This window comes from Streptomyces spiroverticillatus (genome assembly GCA_014650415.1).
Taxonomy (GTDB): Bacteria; Actinomycetota; Actinomycetes; order Streptomycetales; family Streptomycetaceae; genus Streptomyces; species Streptomyces spiroverticillatus.
Genome location: BMUX01000003.1, coordinates 325,473 through 339,490 on the forward strand (window position 1 = coordinate 325,473; position 14,018 = coordinate 339,490).

At 72.2% G+C, this 14,018-nt stretch carries 15 protein-coding genes; 7 read left to right on the plus strand and 8 right to left on the minus strand.

Annotated elements, in window-relative coordinates; genetic code table 11:
* Positions 1–274: 274 nt before the first annotated feature.
* From IE269_RS09615 to IE269_RS09630, 5 genes are all read right to left on the minus strand, one after another.
* A complete protein-coding gene (locus IE269_RS09615) occupies positions 275–1,489 on the minus strand; it encodes a hypothetical protein (RefSeq protein WP_189822398.1) in 1,215 nt (404 codons plus the stop codon).
* Positions 1,490–1,502: 13 nt separating this feature from the next.
* The gene (locus IE269_RS43065; RefSeq protein ID WP_268253590.1) at positions 1,503–1,634 is read right to left on the minus strand and encodes a hypothetical protein; all 132 of its coding nucleotides are present in this window, start codon (positions 1,632–1,634) and stop codon (positions 1,503–1,505) included.
* Between the two features lie 119 nt (positions 1,635–1,753).
* Positions 1,754–2,071, minus strand: coding sequence for an NIPSNAP family protein (locus tag IE269_RS09620; RefSeq protein ID WP_189822399.1), 318 nt, complete (start codon positions 2,069–2,071; stop codon positions 1,754–1,756).
* Between the two features lie 428 nt (positions 2,072–2,499).
* Positions 2,500–2,928, minus strand: a complete 429-nt coding sequence (locus tag IE269_RS09625) for an ATP-binding protein (protein WP_189822400.1) — start codon at positions 2,926–2,928, stop codon at positions 2,500–2,502.
* Between the two features lie 202 nt (positions 2,929–3,130).
* A complete protein-coding gene (locus IE269_RS09630) occupies positions 3,131–3,328 on the minus strand; it encodes a hypothetical protein (protein ID WP_189822401.1) in 198 nt (65 codons plus the stop codon).
* 128 nt (positions 3,329–3,456) lie between these two features.
* On the opposite strand from IE269_RS09630, the gene IE269_RS09635 reads away from it, so the two are divergent.
* Positions 3,457–4,290: a helix-turn-helix domain-containing protein gene (locus IE269_RS09635; protein ID WP_189822402.1), complete on the plus strand. Its 834-nt coding sequence runs from the start codon at positions 3,457–3,459 to the stop codon at positions 4,288–4,290.
* Positions 4,287–4,499 (plus strand): DUF397 domain-containing protein, encoded by a 213-nt coding sequence (locus tag IE269_RS09640; protein WP_189822403.1) that lies wholly within the window; start codon positions 4,287–4,289, stop codon positions 4,497–4,499. Before IE269_RS09635 ends, IE269_RS09640 begins: the two co-directional genes overlap by 4 nt.
* 116 nt (positions 4,500–4,615) lie before the next feature.
* Here the strand turns inward: IE269_RS09640 and IE269_RS09645 are convergent, their stop codons facing one another.
* Both IE269_RS09645 and IE269_RS09655 read right to left on the minus strand, forming a co-directional pair.
* Positions 4,616–5,260, minus strand: a complete 645-nt coding sequence (locus IE269_RS09645) for a hypothetical protein (protein WP_189822404.1) — start codon at positions 5,258–5,260, stop codon at positions 4,616–4,618.
* 400 nt (positions 5,261–5,660) lie between these two features.
* Positions 5,661–6,014, minus strand: coding sequence for a hypothetical protein (locus IE269_RS09655; protein WP_189822405.1), 354 nt, complete (start codon positions 6,012–6,014; stop codon positions 5,661–5,663).
* 27 nt (positions 6,015–6,041) lie between these two features.
* Between IE269_RS09655 and IE269_RS09660 the strand changes: the two genes are divergently transcribed.
* Positions 6,042–7,613 carry an alpha/beta fold hydrolase gene (locus IE269_RS09660; RefSeq protein ID WP_189822406.1) on the plus strand — a complete coding sequence of 524 codons (1,572 nt, stop codon included), beginning with the start codon at positions 6,042–6,044 and terminating at the stop codon, positions 7,611–7,613.
* Here IE269_RS09660 and IE269_RS09665 read toward each other — a convergent pair.
* A complete protein-coding gene (locus IE269_RS09665) occupies positions 7,610–8,545 on the minus strand; it encodes a GNAT family N-acetyltransferase (protein WP_189822407.1) in 936 nt (311 codons plus the stop codon). The genes IE269_RS09660 and IE269_RS09665 overlap by 4 nt on opposite strands.
* A gap of 228 nt (positions 8,546–8,773) precedes the next feature.
* Here IE269_RS09665 and IE269_RS09670 point away from each other — a divergent pair, with 228 nt between their 5' ends.
* The 4 genes from IE269_RS09670 to IE269_RS09685 all read left to right on the plus strand — a co-directional run bounded on the left by IE269_RS09670 (position 8,774) and on the right by IE269_RS09685 (position 13,976).
* Positions 8,774–9,145, plus strand: a complete 372-nt coding sequence (locus IE269_RS09670; protein ID WP_189822408.1) for a hypothetical protein — start codon at positions 8,774–8,776, stop codon at positions 9,143–9,145.
* A complete protein-coding gene (locus IE269_RS09675) occupies positions 9,115–11,256 on the plus strand; it encodes a glycoside hydrolase family 172 protein (RefSeq protein ID WP_189822409.1) in 2,142 nt (713 codons plus the stop codon). Before IE269_RS09670 ends, IE269_RS09675 begins: the two co-directional genes overlap by 31 nt.
* Before the next feature lie 141 nt (positions 11,257–11,397).
* Positions 11,398–13,044, plus strand: coding sequence for an alpha/beta hydrolase (locus IE269_RS09680; RefSeq protein ID WP_189822410.1), 1,647 nt, complete (start codon positions 11,398–11,400; stop codon positions 13,042–13,044).
* A 140-nt stretch (positions 13,045–13,184) separates the two neighbouring features.
* Positions 13,185–13,976 (plus strand): ANTAR domain-containing protein, encoded by a 792-nt coding sequence (locus IE269_RS09685; RefSeq protein ID WP_189822411.1) that lies wholly within the window; start codon positions 13,185–13,187, stop codon positions 13,974–13,976.
* Positions 13,977–14,018: the final 42 nt, after the last annotated feature.

Consider the following 14,018-nt stretch of genomic DNA (forward strand, 5'->3'; position numbering starts at 1 on the left):
ACCACAAAGACCACAACCTGACAAGTCGGACAAATGACGCGCAGATAGTAGGCATGGGGTGCGGTGGACTTGTCGTATTGACGGCACGTAGGACGACGCGGCGTCCGGGGTGCGGCCCAGCCGCCGCAAGGAATCCACCGCAGGACGTGACGCTCCGTCACCCGTCCGGTCCGCAACCGGAAGGGGCCCGAAAGCGTGTCGTTCGGGGCCCGATGTCACACGAAAGCACCCCCTGCCCGCTGGGCCGGGGGTGCTTGGACTGACGCGTTCGGCGCTACCTGGGCGGTCGGGTGACGAGCCCGGCCGGGGGTGCGTAGGTGGTCCGCTCGGCGCGGGGGCCGTCGAGGAGGGTCGTGGCTGCCGCGTCGGCGAAGACGCTGGACGAGTGCTCCTTGGACCAGGGGCGGGTGGGCACGCGCCCCTGGTAGGAGACGCGGGCGGTCATCTTCGCGACGCAGTTCCTCCCGTCGAGCAGGGGCGCGGGCGCATCCAGGACGCGCACCGAACTCCCGTCGAGCCAGGCCGGGTTGAGACGGCAGGCCGCCGCCTCCCCGGTCACCGGGCCCGCGGTGATGCTCTCCACCTTGCCGGGTACGGGACCGCCCTCGATCCGCGCCCGCAGGTCGTCCTCGACCCGGGCGGAGACCGGCGCGCCCTCGGTGCTCAGCCGCAGTTCCACGGGTACGTCGTAGGCGGCACCCGTACCCGTGCCGGTGGGCTGCGGGCCGGCGTAGGCGGGTGTGCCGACGACCAGGGAGCCCTTGGTGTCGGGGGTGCAGACGTACGGGGACATCATCGTGTTGGAGCCGCTGCTGCCCTCGTTGTCCCGGACGACGGAGACGAGGACCTTGTCGACGGGCCGCAGGAAGGCGATGTCGCCGACCGCACGCTCGTCGAGGTCGCTCAGGTCCGTCCAGCTGCCGCGCCACACCCGGACGGTGTCGGGCTTGGGGTAGGAGATGACGACTCCGGCGGGGTTGTGGGCGTACCCGGTGGGCTTGACCGGGGTGGTGCCCAGGAGGCCGGTGACCTCATACCCGTACCCGTCGTCCATGTCGGCGACGGAGAACTGGAGGCGGGTGGCGGCCGGGAGGGTCAGGGTGAGGGTGTAGCGGGTGTTGACCGGCGGCATGTACGGCTCCAGGTACGCCACCCGGAACAGGGGGCTGTACGTGGAGGAGGTGTAACTGCTGCGGTTCACGTAGATGCTGCTGATGCCGGGCCCCAGGGACCACTCCCCGGTGGCGGGCGGCAGGCCGCTGTCGCCCTGGGTGGTGGTGAAGCGGGGCTTCGCCTCGGCGTAGGCGGCGGGCACTTCGGCGTAGGTGAAGAGCTGCTTCATGCCCTTCGCGCACCCCAGCCGGTCGGTGAAGGTCGCCCACTCCCACCGCTGTGCGTCGGCGGGCGCGGCGGCCAGCGCACCGGCCCCCAGCACGAGGGCGGCCACCGCGACCGTCCACCGCCGTACCGCTGCCCCGAGTCTCCTCACGTCCGCTTCCTCCCTACGGCTGCTGCTGCAACACGCTGATGAGCGTGGGCAGCAGCGCGGCCCCCGCGAGCGCCCCGGCGACGAGCAGCACGAGGAGTGCCCTCCCCGCCTTCTCCCTTGTGTTCCTGCCTTCGACGGTCTTCACGCCGCACCACGCCTCTCCTCGCCTGCCTCCTCTCCACGCTGGCAGGAGGGGGGCGGGGGCGCGCGAGCTGATAGGCCGTTAGGGCGCGTACCGGGTCTGCCCCTTGGGGCCGGGGGCCGTCAGGAGCCGGGCGCCGGGTCGAGCGGGCGCAGGAAGCGGCGCTCGTACCGGCGGATGCACCGGGTCCGGCGGGCCAGCTCGACCGTCTCCCGGCAGGCGGCGTCGCGCGCGCTGTCCTCCCGGTACTGCTCGTACACGGCCAGACTCGGGTAGGAGAAGAGGGCGTACGCGATGTCGCTGTCGCCCTCGCCGGGCAGGAAGTAGCCGTGGTGCGTGCCGCCGAACCGGGCGACGTGGTCCACCCACTGGCGGCCGTACTCCTCGAAGTCCGCGATGCGGTCGGGGTCGATCTCGTACTTCACGTGAACGGTGATCATGCGACGCCATGGTGCCCCTGCCGCCCCCGGGACCCGCTGAATGCGCCCTCCGTGGGCGCGCGTCACGGCCGGAGACACACGGGTGGGTGCGGGTGCCGACCGGCCCGCAGGGGGCTAAAGGGCAGACAGGGGCGCCCAAGCCCCCGGGGCCATGCCCTCGCAGGCCTGGGCCGCCTCCGCCCGCTCGCCCCGACACGGCCCACAGTGCGTTTCATCGCCCACGGGCAGAAAGTCCCGACCGCACCGGGGCGCCGCGCATTCGACCAGGTCCCGCGCCCGGGACCGGGGCGGCGCCGGAAGGTCGACGCACCGGGCCTGCCCCGGCACGGGCACCGGCGGGACCTTTACGACCTCCTCCACGGGCACCACCCGCCAGCCCATGGCCGCTGGCTCACCCGGATGCAGGCGCATGGGTCCCCCTCCCGGGGTCACGGCAGCAGATGCACCCGTACGGTCTTCCCGCACTGGGGCTCCGCACGCAGGAACCAGCTCAACCGGCCCAGATTCCGTACGAGTTGGAGCCCGCGCCCGCCCTCCTCACCCTTCGCGCCCGGCCCGAACCCGGCCACCGCGTCCGACACGTCCACCCAGAGCCCGCCGCTCTCCAGCACGGCCAGCCGCAGCCAGGGCACGTGCCCGGCGACGTACGCGTGTCGTACCGCGTTCGTCACCAGCTCGGACACGACGAGGACCGCGTCCTCCACGTCGCCGGTCCAGCCGAGGACGGTGAGCTGCGTACGCGTACGAGTGCGGGCCAGGGCGACCGCGCTGGGGGTTGGATCACACGCGGTAGACCACTCCCGGAGCACCGCGTCGTCCCCCACCGTGCCGGGGGTCTGGACAAGGGGCGTTCTCATGCTCTCTCCTGTTGCTGTGTGGAGCCCGCCCCTGCCGGGGCCACTGCCAGGTGAACTGTCCGGCAGGAGCGGGGAGTTCAACGAGGTCGTTCGGCTGATTGCCTGTTCGCTTCGCGGACTTTGGCGAGCAGTGCTTCACGGCGCTGCTCGTCCTCCGCTTCCTGTTCCTCCCGGGGCCGGGGCTGCGGGTCGTCGCCGTCGTTCATTTGCGCAGGGCGGCGGCAAGCGCGCGTGCCGTGTCGAGGTTGCAACGGCCGAGTTCGAGGAGGGGGCGGGGCTGGCTCCCTGCGAGGGAGGCCGCGTCGAGCCCGAGCGAGGGCAGTTGCACGCCCACCCCTGCGAGCGCGTCGCGCAACTCGTCGCGGGCCTCCTCGGCGGCCCGTGTCGGTTCAGTGCACATGGTGTGGTGCTGGTCCCTTCTGTCGCCGGGTTACCACTTCCACGTATCAGCATCGGGGTGTAGGGCTACGCTCACTAGGGGTAACCGTTGGACATGCCCAACTGTCCACCCGTTGATGGGGGTTGATCATGACGGTGGAAGACGACGGCGTGGATCAGGACGACCCTGCGGCATCGGCTCTGGCCCACTTCGGAAACGAGGCCCGGCTGGAACGGGAGCGTCTGGGCATCACACGTGCGGACCTGGGCAAAGCGGCCACCTGTGGCTACTCCCTGGTCGCCAAGATCGAGAAGGGTCAGCGGGTCCCGCCACGCGAGTTCGCCGAAGCCTGCGACCGCTTGTTCCCTGATGCGCACGGCCGGTTCATGCGGCTCTGGCCGCTGGCCTTGAAGTACGCCTACCCGGTGTGGTTCAGGAAGTACGTGGCGCTGGAGGAGACCGCCACGCACATCTGCATGTTCAACCCGCACATCGTGCCGGGGCTGTTGCAGACCGAGGCGTACGCCCGCGAGGTGTTCCGCAAGGCACGGGTAACGAAGATCGAGGACGCCCTGACCGCCCGGCTGGAACGCCAGCGCATCCTCACCCGGGAGGAGGGCGCACCCCGACTGTGGATCATCCTTGACGAGGCCGCGCTACGACGACGGGTCGGGGACGCGGAGCTGATGCGCGGGCAGTTGACGCGGATCAGGGACGTCGCGGAGACCCCCGAACACGTGGTGCAGATCATCCCGGCGAGCGAAGGTTTCTACCACGCGGGCGGCTGTCCGTTCAGCCTGCTCTCGTTCCACGACAGCGCCGATGTGGTCCACGTGGACGGCTTCCCCACCGGCTACATCTTCGCCGAAAGCGACGCCGTGGCGGAGAGTCGTCACACCTATGATCTGCTCAAGGCAACGGCCCTGTCGGCGGACAAGTCGGCAGCCGTGATCGATTCGATCATGAAGGACGTATACGTATGAACAGCGCGCAGCGCTATCCCGCCTCCGCCTGGCGCAAGTCCAGCTACAGCGGGGGCAACCAGGGCGAGTGCCTGGAGGTCGCCGACGGATACGCCCTCGTCCCCGTCCGCGACAGCAAGAACCCCGACGGCCCCGCCCTCGTCTTCCCGCCGGCGGCCTTCGCCCGCTTCGTCACCGCCGTCCAGCAGGGCGAGTTGGGCCCGGCCTGACCCGCCACCCGGCACCCGTACGCCCACGGAGAGCCCCCGGAACACACCACCCGGGGGCTCTTCCCTCCGAGTGCACCTCACGCACCGGGAGAGGCCGAGGCCGCCGCCTGAACGCGCTACCCCTCCGCGCCTTGCAGCTTCCGCCACTCGGTGCGCGCGGGGGTGCCCGCCAGGCCCACCTCGGTGAGCTCCGCGCAGTAGAGGCGACCGGCCACGTCGCCCTCCCGCAAGGCGAATTCGAGCGCGTGGAGGACTTCGGAGCCTTCTGATCCGTTGCCGTGGACCACCGCGGCGAGGGCCGCCAGGAAGGGGTTTCGTCGCGCTTCGAAGTAGCCCGGGAGAACGGGGGCTTCGTCCGGGCCCAGCACCAGGGGGCGCACGGTCAACGCCCCCTCCGCGGGTAAGGGCCCCGCCGCCCAGGCCGCGGTGGCGCGGTCCCGGCACAGCACGAGCAGCAGCACGGGCATCCGGAACTGCGACTCCAGGTGTCCGAGGCAGTACCGCCAACTGCGTTCCTTTTCCGGTTCCCGGCGACCCTGCACGTCGATGGCCAGGAGGAAGGGACCCCCGTCGGCCGGAACGACGCGCAGGACGGTGTCCGTCCGACTCCGCAGCGGTCCGAGTCGGATGGCTTCCGGGTCGAGCACCTCGACGGAGGCCCGCTCGGGGACCTGCACGCCGAGCAGGCGGAAGACGGGGGCCAGCAGGCCGGGCCTCTCCGGGAAGATCCGGTGCGAGGCCTGATGGGGTGAAGTGATCATGCGGGCGACGGTAGGGGCGGGCAGGGGCACCCGTCGTACGCATCGGCATATGCCAGCAGCACGAGTGACCCGTCGTACGTACGACCGTTCCCGCTCAGCCCCGGTACGGTCACGTCCACGCCTCTGCGATCGGTGGATCTGCGCAAGGACCCCGTGGCTGCCGTACTGAACCGGGCGGACAGCGGGCCGAGTTCCTGCACAGCGCGCGCAAGGGCCGTGAGTACGACGAGATCGCGGGAATGCTCGGCGCCCTCTGCCCCGACGTCTCCGGCCCGAAGAGCGCGGGGCGCTGGGCGGTGGCGGAGGTGGGCGAGATGCCGGCACGGCTGCGGCGGTGAGCCGCGTGCGCGAAGAGCCCCGGGCGGTCGGGCGCCCGGGGCTCTTGGGGTCGGGTCGGGGGTCAGCCGGTCGGCCGACAGATGGAGGTCACGGAGACCTGGTCGGCGACGCCGTTCACTTCCTTGCCGTGGACGGACCAGCGGTTGTTGGCGGTGTCGGGCCCAGAGGTGACGAAGCGGACGTTGTCGCCGGCGGCCTCGGAGGTGAAGCCGCCGCCGGGCCTGCCCCCACAGCCCCCGTCACCGCACGGTTTCGTCTCATACGGCGAGCGTTGGGACGCCCCGGCCCACCGGCAACCCGGGCGGGACCGGGCGGGACCGTGCGGGTACGGCAGCCGTACGCACTCCACGCGTACGGACGCTCCCGGCGTGCGTGGCCCCCGCACCCCGCCCATGCTGGCCCGGAAGAGCGGCACGGGCGACACGGGAAGGGCTGGCCTTCGATGGCGGTACGGCGAGGAATGCACTCCCGGCGGACGGGGCTGGTCCGGTACGTCCTCGTCCTGGCGCTCGTGCTGGGGCTCGCCGCGTGCGGGGGCGGGGGCAGCGAGAAGGACACGCCTGCGGCCAGCTCCCCGCCGCCCGCCGTGCCCGTGCCCAAGGCGGACTGGAAGGGCTGCCCCGTCACCGGGCAGCCCAACCGGGAGTGCGCCCTGCTGAAGGTGCCCATCGACGCCGCGAAGCCCGGGTCGGGGACGCTGGAGCTGGCCGTGTCGCGGCTGCCCGCCACCGACAAGCGGCGGCGGATCGGGGCGCTGGTGATGGACCCGGGCGGGCCGGGGCTGCCCGGGCTGTACACGACCGCTTCCCTGATGCCGCCGCAGATCAGGGCGTTGTTCGACGTCGTCGGCTTCGACCGGCGCGGGTCGGGGAAGAGCCGGCCGGTGGACTGCGGAGAGCCCGGCGGGGCACTGGAGAAGCTGAGCGAGGGGGACTTCGCCGACCTGGAGAAGGCGGACGCGGGGGCGGTCGAGAAGTCGGCCAAGGAGTACGTCGCCAAGTGCCGGGCGAAGTACGGGGAGTTGACCGCCCACCTCGGCACCGCCGACACCGTCGCCGACCTGGAGTCCATCCGGCTCGCCCTCGGCGAGGAGAAGCTCAGCCTCCTCATGGTCAGCTACGGAACGGCCACCGCCCAGGACTACCTGCGCACCCACCCCACCCGCGTCCGCGCCGCCGTCCTCGACGGCACGGTCGACCCCTCCGAACCCGGTCTCGAAGCCGCCCTCGGCGGCGACGCCACCCTCGAAGAGGCCTCCGGCACGGCGGGCGAGACCGAGGAGCAGAAGCGGGCCTCCGAACTCCGCGCCCAGACGGCCGGGTTCAGGTCCTGGTGCGCGGCCTCGGGGCCCGCCGAATGCGCCATCGCCCCGGAGCCGGAGGAGGAGTTGGCCACCGTCTCCGCCGCCGACCACGACACCCTGCTCAAGGCCGCCAACGCGGTGATGGTGGTGCCCTCCGACTGGCCCGGCTTCAGCCGCGCCGTCGCGAAGGCGGAGGACGCCGCGCCGGGCGACCGGGCCGCGTACGCCGATCTGCGGACGTACGCCGACAAGGGCTTCCCGAAGGACGTAGCCGCCGCGCTCAAGAACCCCGGTCAGTCGACCGCCTTCGACCTCGGCGTGAAGTGCGCGGACTTCGTCTGGCCGAAGACCACGGAGGGGCTGCTGAAGGAGACCGTCGCCACGGCCAAGCGCCTGGACAAGGAGGAGTCGGCCCCCTACTACGCCTCCCTCTACGCCAACTGCCCCTCCTGGCCACGCAGCAGCGCGCCCCTCGGGGAGATCACCGCGAAGGGCGCGCCGCGTGCACTGGTCGTCAACGCGGAGAAGGACGTCCGGACCACCCTGACCGAGGCCGAGGCCGTCGCGAAGGCGCTGCCCGCGTCACTGCTGAAGGTCGGCGGGCAGGTCCATGGGGTCGTCCAGTCCGGCAACCCGTGTGTGGACACTGCCGTGTTGAAGGTGCTCGTGGACGGAGAGACCGCGAAGGACGGGACCTGCCCGGCGTTCTAGGCCGTCTTGATCATGGGTACGTCCCGGCTCAGCGGGCGGAAACCCACCCCGTGGTAGAGCCCGCGCGCGGACGGGTGCTCGTCCGCCCCGAGGCAGGCGACGGTCATGTGCACGCCCCCGTTGGCCTGGATCACCTGCATCCCGTACAGCATGAGCGCGCGGGCCAGACCACGGCGGCGGTACTCGGGGTGGGTGCCGACCGGTTCGAACTCGGCGCTCTTGTTGGCCTCGTCCAGCCACATGATCGCGGAGACGGCGAGGGTCCCGTCCGGGGCTTCGACGAAGAGGTGCAGGTCGGGGCGGTAGGGGTGGGTGCGGCGTACGTTCTCGTACGCCTCGACGTTGTACGCCGAGCGGGGCCAGGCGTCGCAGTGGGCCCGGACGACGGCCTCGGGCGTGAGGCCGGTGGCGTCGCGGAAGCGGTAGCCGTCCGGGAGGACGGGGGACTCGACGTCCCCGAGGTGGAGCTCGTTGAACTGGGTCCAGTCGTTCTCCTCCTCCTCGTCCGGGAGGTAGCCGTGTGCGGCCCAGCGCTCCAGGCCGTACGGGTCCCTGGAGTTGGGGAGGACGCGGCGCTCGACGCCGGGGACGGCCTCCTCGTACCAGGAGATCACCTCGTCGACGAGTTCACTGTGCTCGGGGTGGACCTGGTGGGCGAGGTAGGCGTCGGGGACGTCCACCAACTTCCCCTCGCTGTTGGTGACTTGGCGGGGGAGGTGGATCCAGGCCCAGGCCACCAGCTCGCCGTCTGCGTACCAGAGGCGGCGCACCCAGCTCTTCCCGTCACGGAGCTGGGCCGCGCCCCAGTTCCAGGCCAACTCCCCGTACGACGCATCGGCGTTGATGCGTTCCGGCCAACGGGCGGCGATCTTCCGGGCCAGGCCCTGCATGAGCGCGATGTCGTCGGCGGTCAGGAGTTCCAAGGTCGTCATGGTGGGCACTGTGCCAGGGCGGGTCCGCGCCGGGCGACGTCTTTTCCGGGGCGGCGGGGCGGCGGTGCGGGGGGCCATTGGCCGGGTTCCCGGGCGGGTGCCCGCCAACGAGGTGATGATCCGTCCCGGGCCGAGTGTGGGCCCCGGGCAGGTACGCGGCGGCGGTGATGCTGGACGGCCATGTGTCGGGTGGCCGGTCCGCCGGTCCGGGCGGAAGCGGAGTGCCGTATGAGGCGTGTCCCTGTGCTGGTCGCGGCGGGTGCGGTGGTCGTGGGGGCCTGGGCGGTGGGGTCGGGAGGCGCGCCCGACGGGCAGGACTCCCGGCCGCCCGGTGCGGGCGGGCGGGCCGCGACGGCGGCGGCCGCCGGGAAGGGGCCGGTCGGCTGGGAGACGTACCGCAGGCTGGACCGGGCGGCGCACCTGCCGACGGGTGTGGAGACGCGGATGTTCTCCAGCTTCGACCGGAAAGGCGGCAACGACGACGGGTTCGACGGCAAGACGCCCTGCATGAGGGAGAGTTCGGCGGGGTGTGTGATCGCCGAGCACGTGGGGCGGGGGAGATCGCGTCGATGTGGTTCACCCGGTGGCAGGGGGACCTGACCGGGACCGGGCGGCTCGTGGTGGAGCTGGACGGGAAGCGGGTGGTGGACGCGCCGCTGGCGGACGTGGTGTCGGGGCGGCTGGGGGCTCCGTTCGTCGCGCCGCTGGTCGCCGACCCGAAGCAGTCGTCCGGCGGGGCGCTGATCTCCGTACCGATGCCGTACCGGAAGTCGATGCGGGTCACCACCGAGCACAACCCGCACCTCTACCAGGTGGGTTACCGGTCCTTCGCGGACGCGGAGGGGGTGCGGACCTTCGATCCGGGCGAGAAGGCCGAGGACGTGGTGGAGCTGCTGCGGAAGGCCGGGACGCAGGATCCGAAGCCCGCGCTCGCGGGGAGTGTGGAGCACCGGGCCCGCTTCGACCTCGCCCCCGGGAAGACCCGGCGGCTCGCGCACTCCACCGTGCCGGGGCTGGTCGGGGCGGTGCGGGTGCGGCTGCCGCAGACCGTGCTGCGGGTGCCGCCGCCGGTGGAGGACACCGGGCGGGCGTACCGGCGCGGCGGCGGCAGCACCTTCACGGTGGCCGTCGACCCGGGCAACCGGGGCGTGCTGCTGACCCGGCCCCTGGACCGGGGGATCGGGGGCCAGGAGGCGCGGGTGTACGTCGACGGGGAGTCGGCCGGGGAGTGGAAGGGGCTGCCCGGGGAGGGCGGCCGGTGGGACGAACAGGGGGTGGAGCTGCCCGCCGCGCTGACGGCGGGCCGGTCGCGCCTGACGATCCGTACCGAATGCGCGGAGTCCTCGACCTCCGACTGCAACGAGTTCACGTACTGGGTGCGGAACGCGGTCGGGGGGCCGGTCACCGACACCGTCGACGTCGGCGGCCCCTCGTCCGAGCAGGCGCACGGGTACCGGATCAGCGGGGAGACCTGGCGCGGCACGCGCACCTTCCGCCCGCTGCGCGACGCCCGGCAGGCCGACGAGTCGCGGGCACTGCTGCGCGGGCTGCGGCTGCGGGCCGTCTTCGACGGGGTGCGGACCGTGGACGCGCCGCTCGGCGAGTTCACCGGCTCGGGGTTCGTGATGGCGCCCGTACGGTCACTGATGCAGCAACTCGACCCGCAAACAGGGGAGTTCGTTGCTTGGTGGCCGATGCCATACGCGCGCAGCGCCACCGTCGAGCTGTACAACGGGTCGGGACGGGCGGTGTCCGGTGGCACGTCGTCCGTGACCACCACCCCCTCCGAGGGCCACGCGCGGGCGGTGCGCACGGGCACGGAGGGCTACTTCCGGGCCACCTCGCGAGCCTCCTCCACCGTCGCCGACCGCAGTTGGGAGTTCCTGTCCGCGCAGGGCGGCGGCAAGCTCGTCGGCGTCTCGCACAGCATGCAGGGGGCCGCCGACCGCTACCACATGGAGGGCGACGAGCGGGTGTTCGCCGACGGCTCCAGCACCCCGCAGGTGCACGGCACGGGGACGGAGGACCTCTACCGGGGCGCCTGGTACTTCCTGTACGGCACCTACCTCCAACCCCTCAACGGCCACCCCGCCCGCCTGACCGACAGCCCCGAGTGCGGCGGCTGGCACCAGGACTGCTCCAGCGGGTACCGGCTGCTGCTCGCGGACGCGGTGCCGTTCGGGCGGTCGCTGCGCTTCACCGTCGAGCACGGCCCGTACGACGACCTTCCGGCGGACTACGCGGCCACCACCTACTGGTACGGCCAGGACGGCCCGCGTCTGCGCCGCACCGACAGCGTGGCGGCGGACGACGTGTCGCAACGGGCCCCGATGTCGGAGATCGGCACCCTCGCCGCCTGCTTCGAGGGCGAGTACCGCAAGCCGCAGACCCTCACCGCCGGGACCCGGACGGCCCGTGTGCCGGTGGTGCTGGACGTGGCCGTCGACCCCGCCAACCGGGGTGTCGTCCTGCGCCGGACCGGCGACCAGGAGAAGGCCGGGCAGCGGGTGCGGGTGCAGGTCGACGGGCACTCCCTGCCCGACTGGTACCAGCCGCTGTCCAACCCCGACCGCCGCTGGCTGGAGGACTCCTACCAGCTCCCGGCGTCCGTCACCCGGGGCAAGGACCGCCTCCGGGTGACGCTGAGCCCGGTGAAGGGGGCGCCGGGGTGGTCGGCGGCGTCGTACGAGGTGGACAGCGTCCTGCGCTAGGGCCTGGTACGGGGTCTCCGTGCGGGCAGGGCGCGGGCGGGTGCAGCCCCCGCGCGGAGCAGCCCGGCGCGCGCGGGGGGGGCGGTGGAGGGGCTGAGGGTGAGGGGGACAGTCCAGAGCCGGCGGAAGCGGGAAAGCGTCATGCAGAGGCGTATGCGCGGGGGCATCGGAGTACGGGTGGGGGCCGCCGTCGTCGGCGTGGCCCTCCTCGCCACCGGATGCGGAAGCGGCGGCGGGAGCGGGAAGGAGGCCGCGGCCTCCGATCCCGGCACGCCCTCGCCCGTACAGCAGCCCGTGAAGGCCCCGGACCCGGCGACCCTGACCGCGTTCACCTCGCAGAAGCCGGTCTGGACGGACTGTCCGAAGGGGCCGGAGCTGCCCGCGGGCTCCCCCAAGATGCCCGAGGGCAAGTGCACCAAGATCAAGGTGCCCCTGGATTACGCCGAGCCGGACGGCGAGACGATCGAGATCGCCGTCAACAAGTTCCCGGCCACCGGCGAGAAGCGCGGGTCGCTGTTCGTGAACCCGGGCGGCCCCGGCGGCTCCGGACTCGGCTTCGCACCCGCGATCCCGATGGTGTCGCCCGAGGTCGGCAAGGCGTACGACGTGATCGGCTTCGACCCGCGCGGGGTGGGGGAGAGCAAGGCGGTCGAGTGCCTCGACACCGCCGCGAAGGACGCGTACTACGCGGCGGGCCCGACCCCCCGCCCCACCGCCGACGGCAAGGCCGCCTGGCGGAAGGCCGCCAAGGCGATGGCGGACGGCTGCGAGGCCAAGTCCGGCAAGCTGCTCCCGCACGTCGGGACGGAGAACGTCGCCCGCGACATCGACGTCATGCGGGCCGTGCTGGGCGAGAAGAAGACGGACTACGCGGGCGTGTCGTACGGAACCCTCCTCGGCGCGTACTACGCCGAGCAGTACCCGGAACACATCGACCGGATGTACCTGGACTCCGTCATGGACCCGGCGCGCACGCTGCCCGGCATCATCGAGGACAATGCGGCCTCCTTCCAGAAGGCGTACGAGGCCTTCCTCGCCCGGTGCGCCGAGGACAAGGACGGCGACCAGGAGCCCTGCCCGATGGGCAAGGACCCGAAGGCCACGGACGCGGCGATCCAGAAGCTGGCGAAGGACCTGGAGGCGAAGCCGGTCGCCGCGAAGTCCGACCCGAAGCGCCCGGTGTCCGGGTCCGACCTGCGGGATGCGCTCACCGAGGGGCTGGGGCAGGCCGCGAGCTGGCCGAAGCTGACGAAGACGCTGGGGTCGGCGCTGAAGGGCGACCTCGACGGGGTGCGGGAGGACGCGGACGGGGCGCACGGCCGCAAGGAGGACGGGAGTTACGGGTCCACGGACCAGTCGTACCTGGCGGTGGCCTGCCAGTTCGCGACGGACGAGGACCGCAGCCACGAGGCGCTGGACGCGGCACTGGTGAAGGCGACAAAGAAGTCCGCGCTCTTCGGCCCGGTCGACACTTTCCGGCCGTGCGCGGACTGGGCGGCGAAGTCGGCGGCCCCGGCGCGCGAGATCAAGACCTCCGGCACGCAGCCGATCCTGCTCGCCCAGAACACGGGCGACCCGGCGACGCCGCTCGCCTGGGCGCAGGCGGCGCAGAAGATGCTGGGCGGTTCGGCGCTGGCGACCAACGAGGCGTTCGGGCACGGGTATCTGACGGCGGGGGCGTGCACGATGAAGGTCTTCGGGGACTACCTGGCGAAGGGCACCGTGCCGGGCGCGGGCTCGGAGTGCCACGACAGCGGCATGAACCAGAGCCCGCCGGCAGCGGAGTAGAGAGGTACAGAACGGGACTTGATGGGAGTTGGGGGTTCCGGGCATCCTGGAGGGAAAGAGAGAAGAGTTCGCCGTTCGGCAGAGTGCGGCCCCAGGGATCGGCTCGCCGTGAACACCCCCGGCGAACGGGGTGATGACGCATGGTCGCACGGGAACACGGCGAACTCGCCGAACTCCTCGCCGCGTTGGAGGCCGGAGGAAAGGGCCCCGACGCCGCCTGGACCGTGCGCTGCGCCCAAATCCTGGACATGGACGGCATGTGCGTGTCCACCCAGGCCGACTCGGGCGAACTGCTCTGGTTCAGCGATGAGTTGAGCACCCGCCTCGACGACCTCCAGTTCACCCTGGGCGAGGGCCCCAGTTACGAGGCGGGCGAGCACGGCTCGATGTCCCTGACCGCGGACCTGCGCACCAGTTCCGCCCGGCGCTGGACCGCCTTCGCGCCGGGCGCGGAGGAATTGGGCGTACGGTCCGTGTTCGCCTTCCCGCTCCGCCTCGGGGCGATCAGCGTGGGGGCGCTGACCGGCTACCGCCGCGAACCACGCCCCCTCGCGGACGAGTCCGTCGACGCCGCGCTGAGTCTGTGCGACGCCCTCACCCTGCACCTGCTCTCCACGCTGTCGCCGCCCGCGCGGTCCGCGCGGTCCGCGCGGTCCGCGCGCCCGGGACCGTACGAGAACGAGTCCACCCACAACCGCCCGAGCGGACTGCACCGGGCCGTGGTGCACCAGGCGAGCGGCATGCTCAGTGTCGAACTCGGGGTGAATCTGGCCACCGCTCTTGACCGATTGCGTGCTTATGCCTTCTCCCACAATCGCCCTATCGTCGCCGTCTCGCGCGATGTCGTGGCCCGCCGGCTGCAGTTGACCGCCGACTGTTCGGGGCCGGGCCCCTGCCCCGGCCCCGGCCATTCGGAAAGCGGCAACCGATGACGTCACGCGGCACCCGAGAACCGGAACCGAGGAAGCAACCCT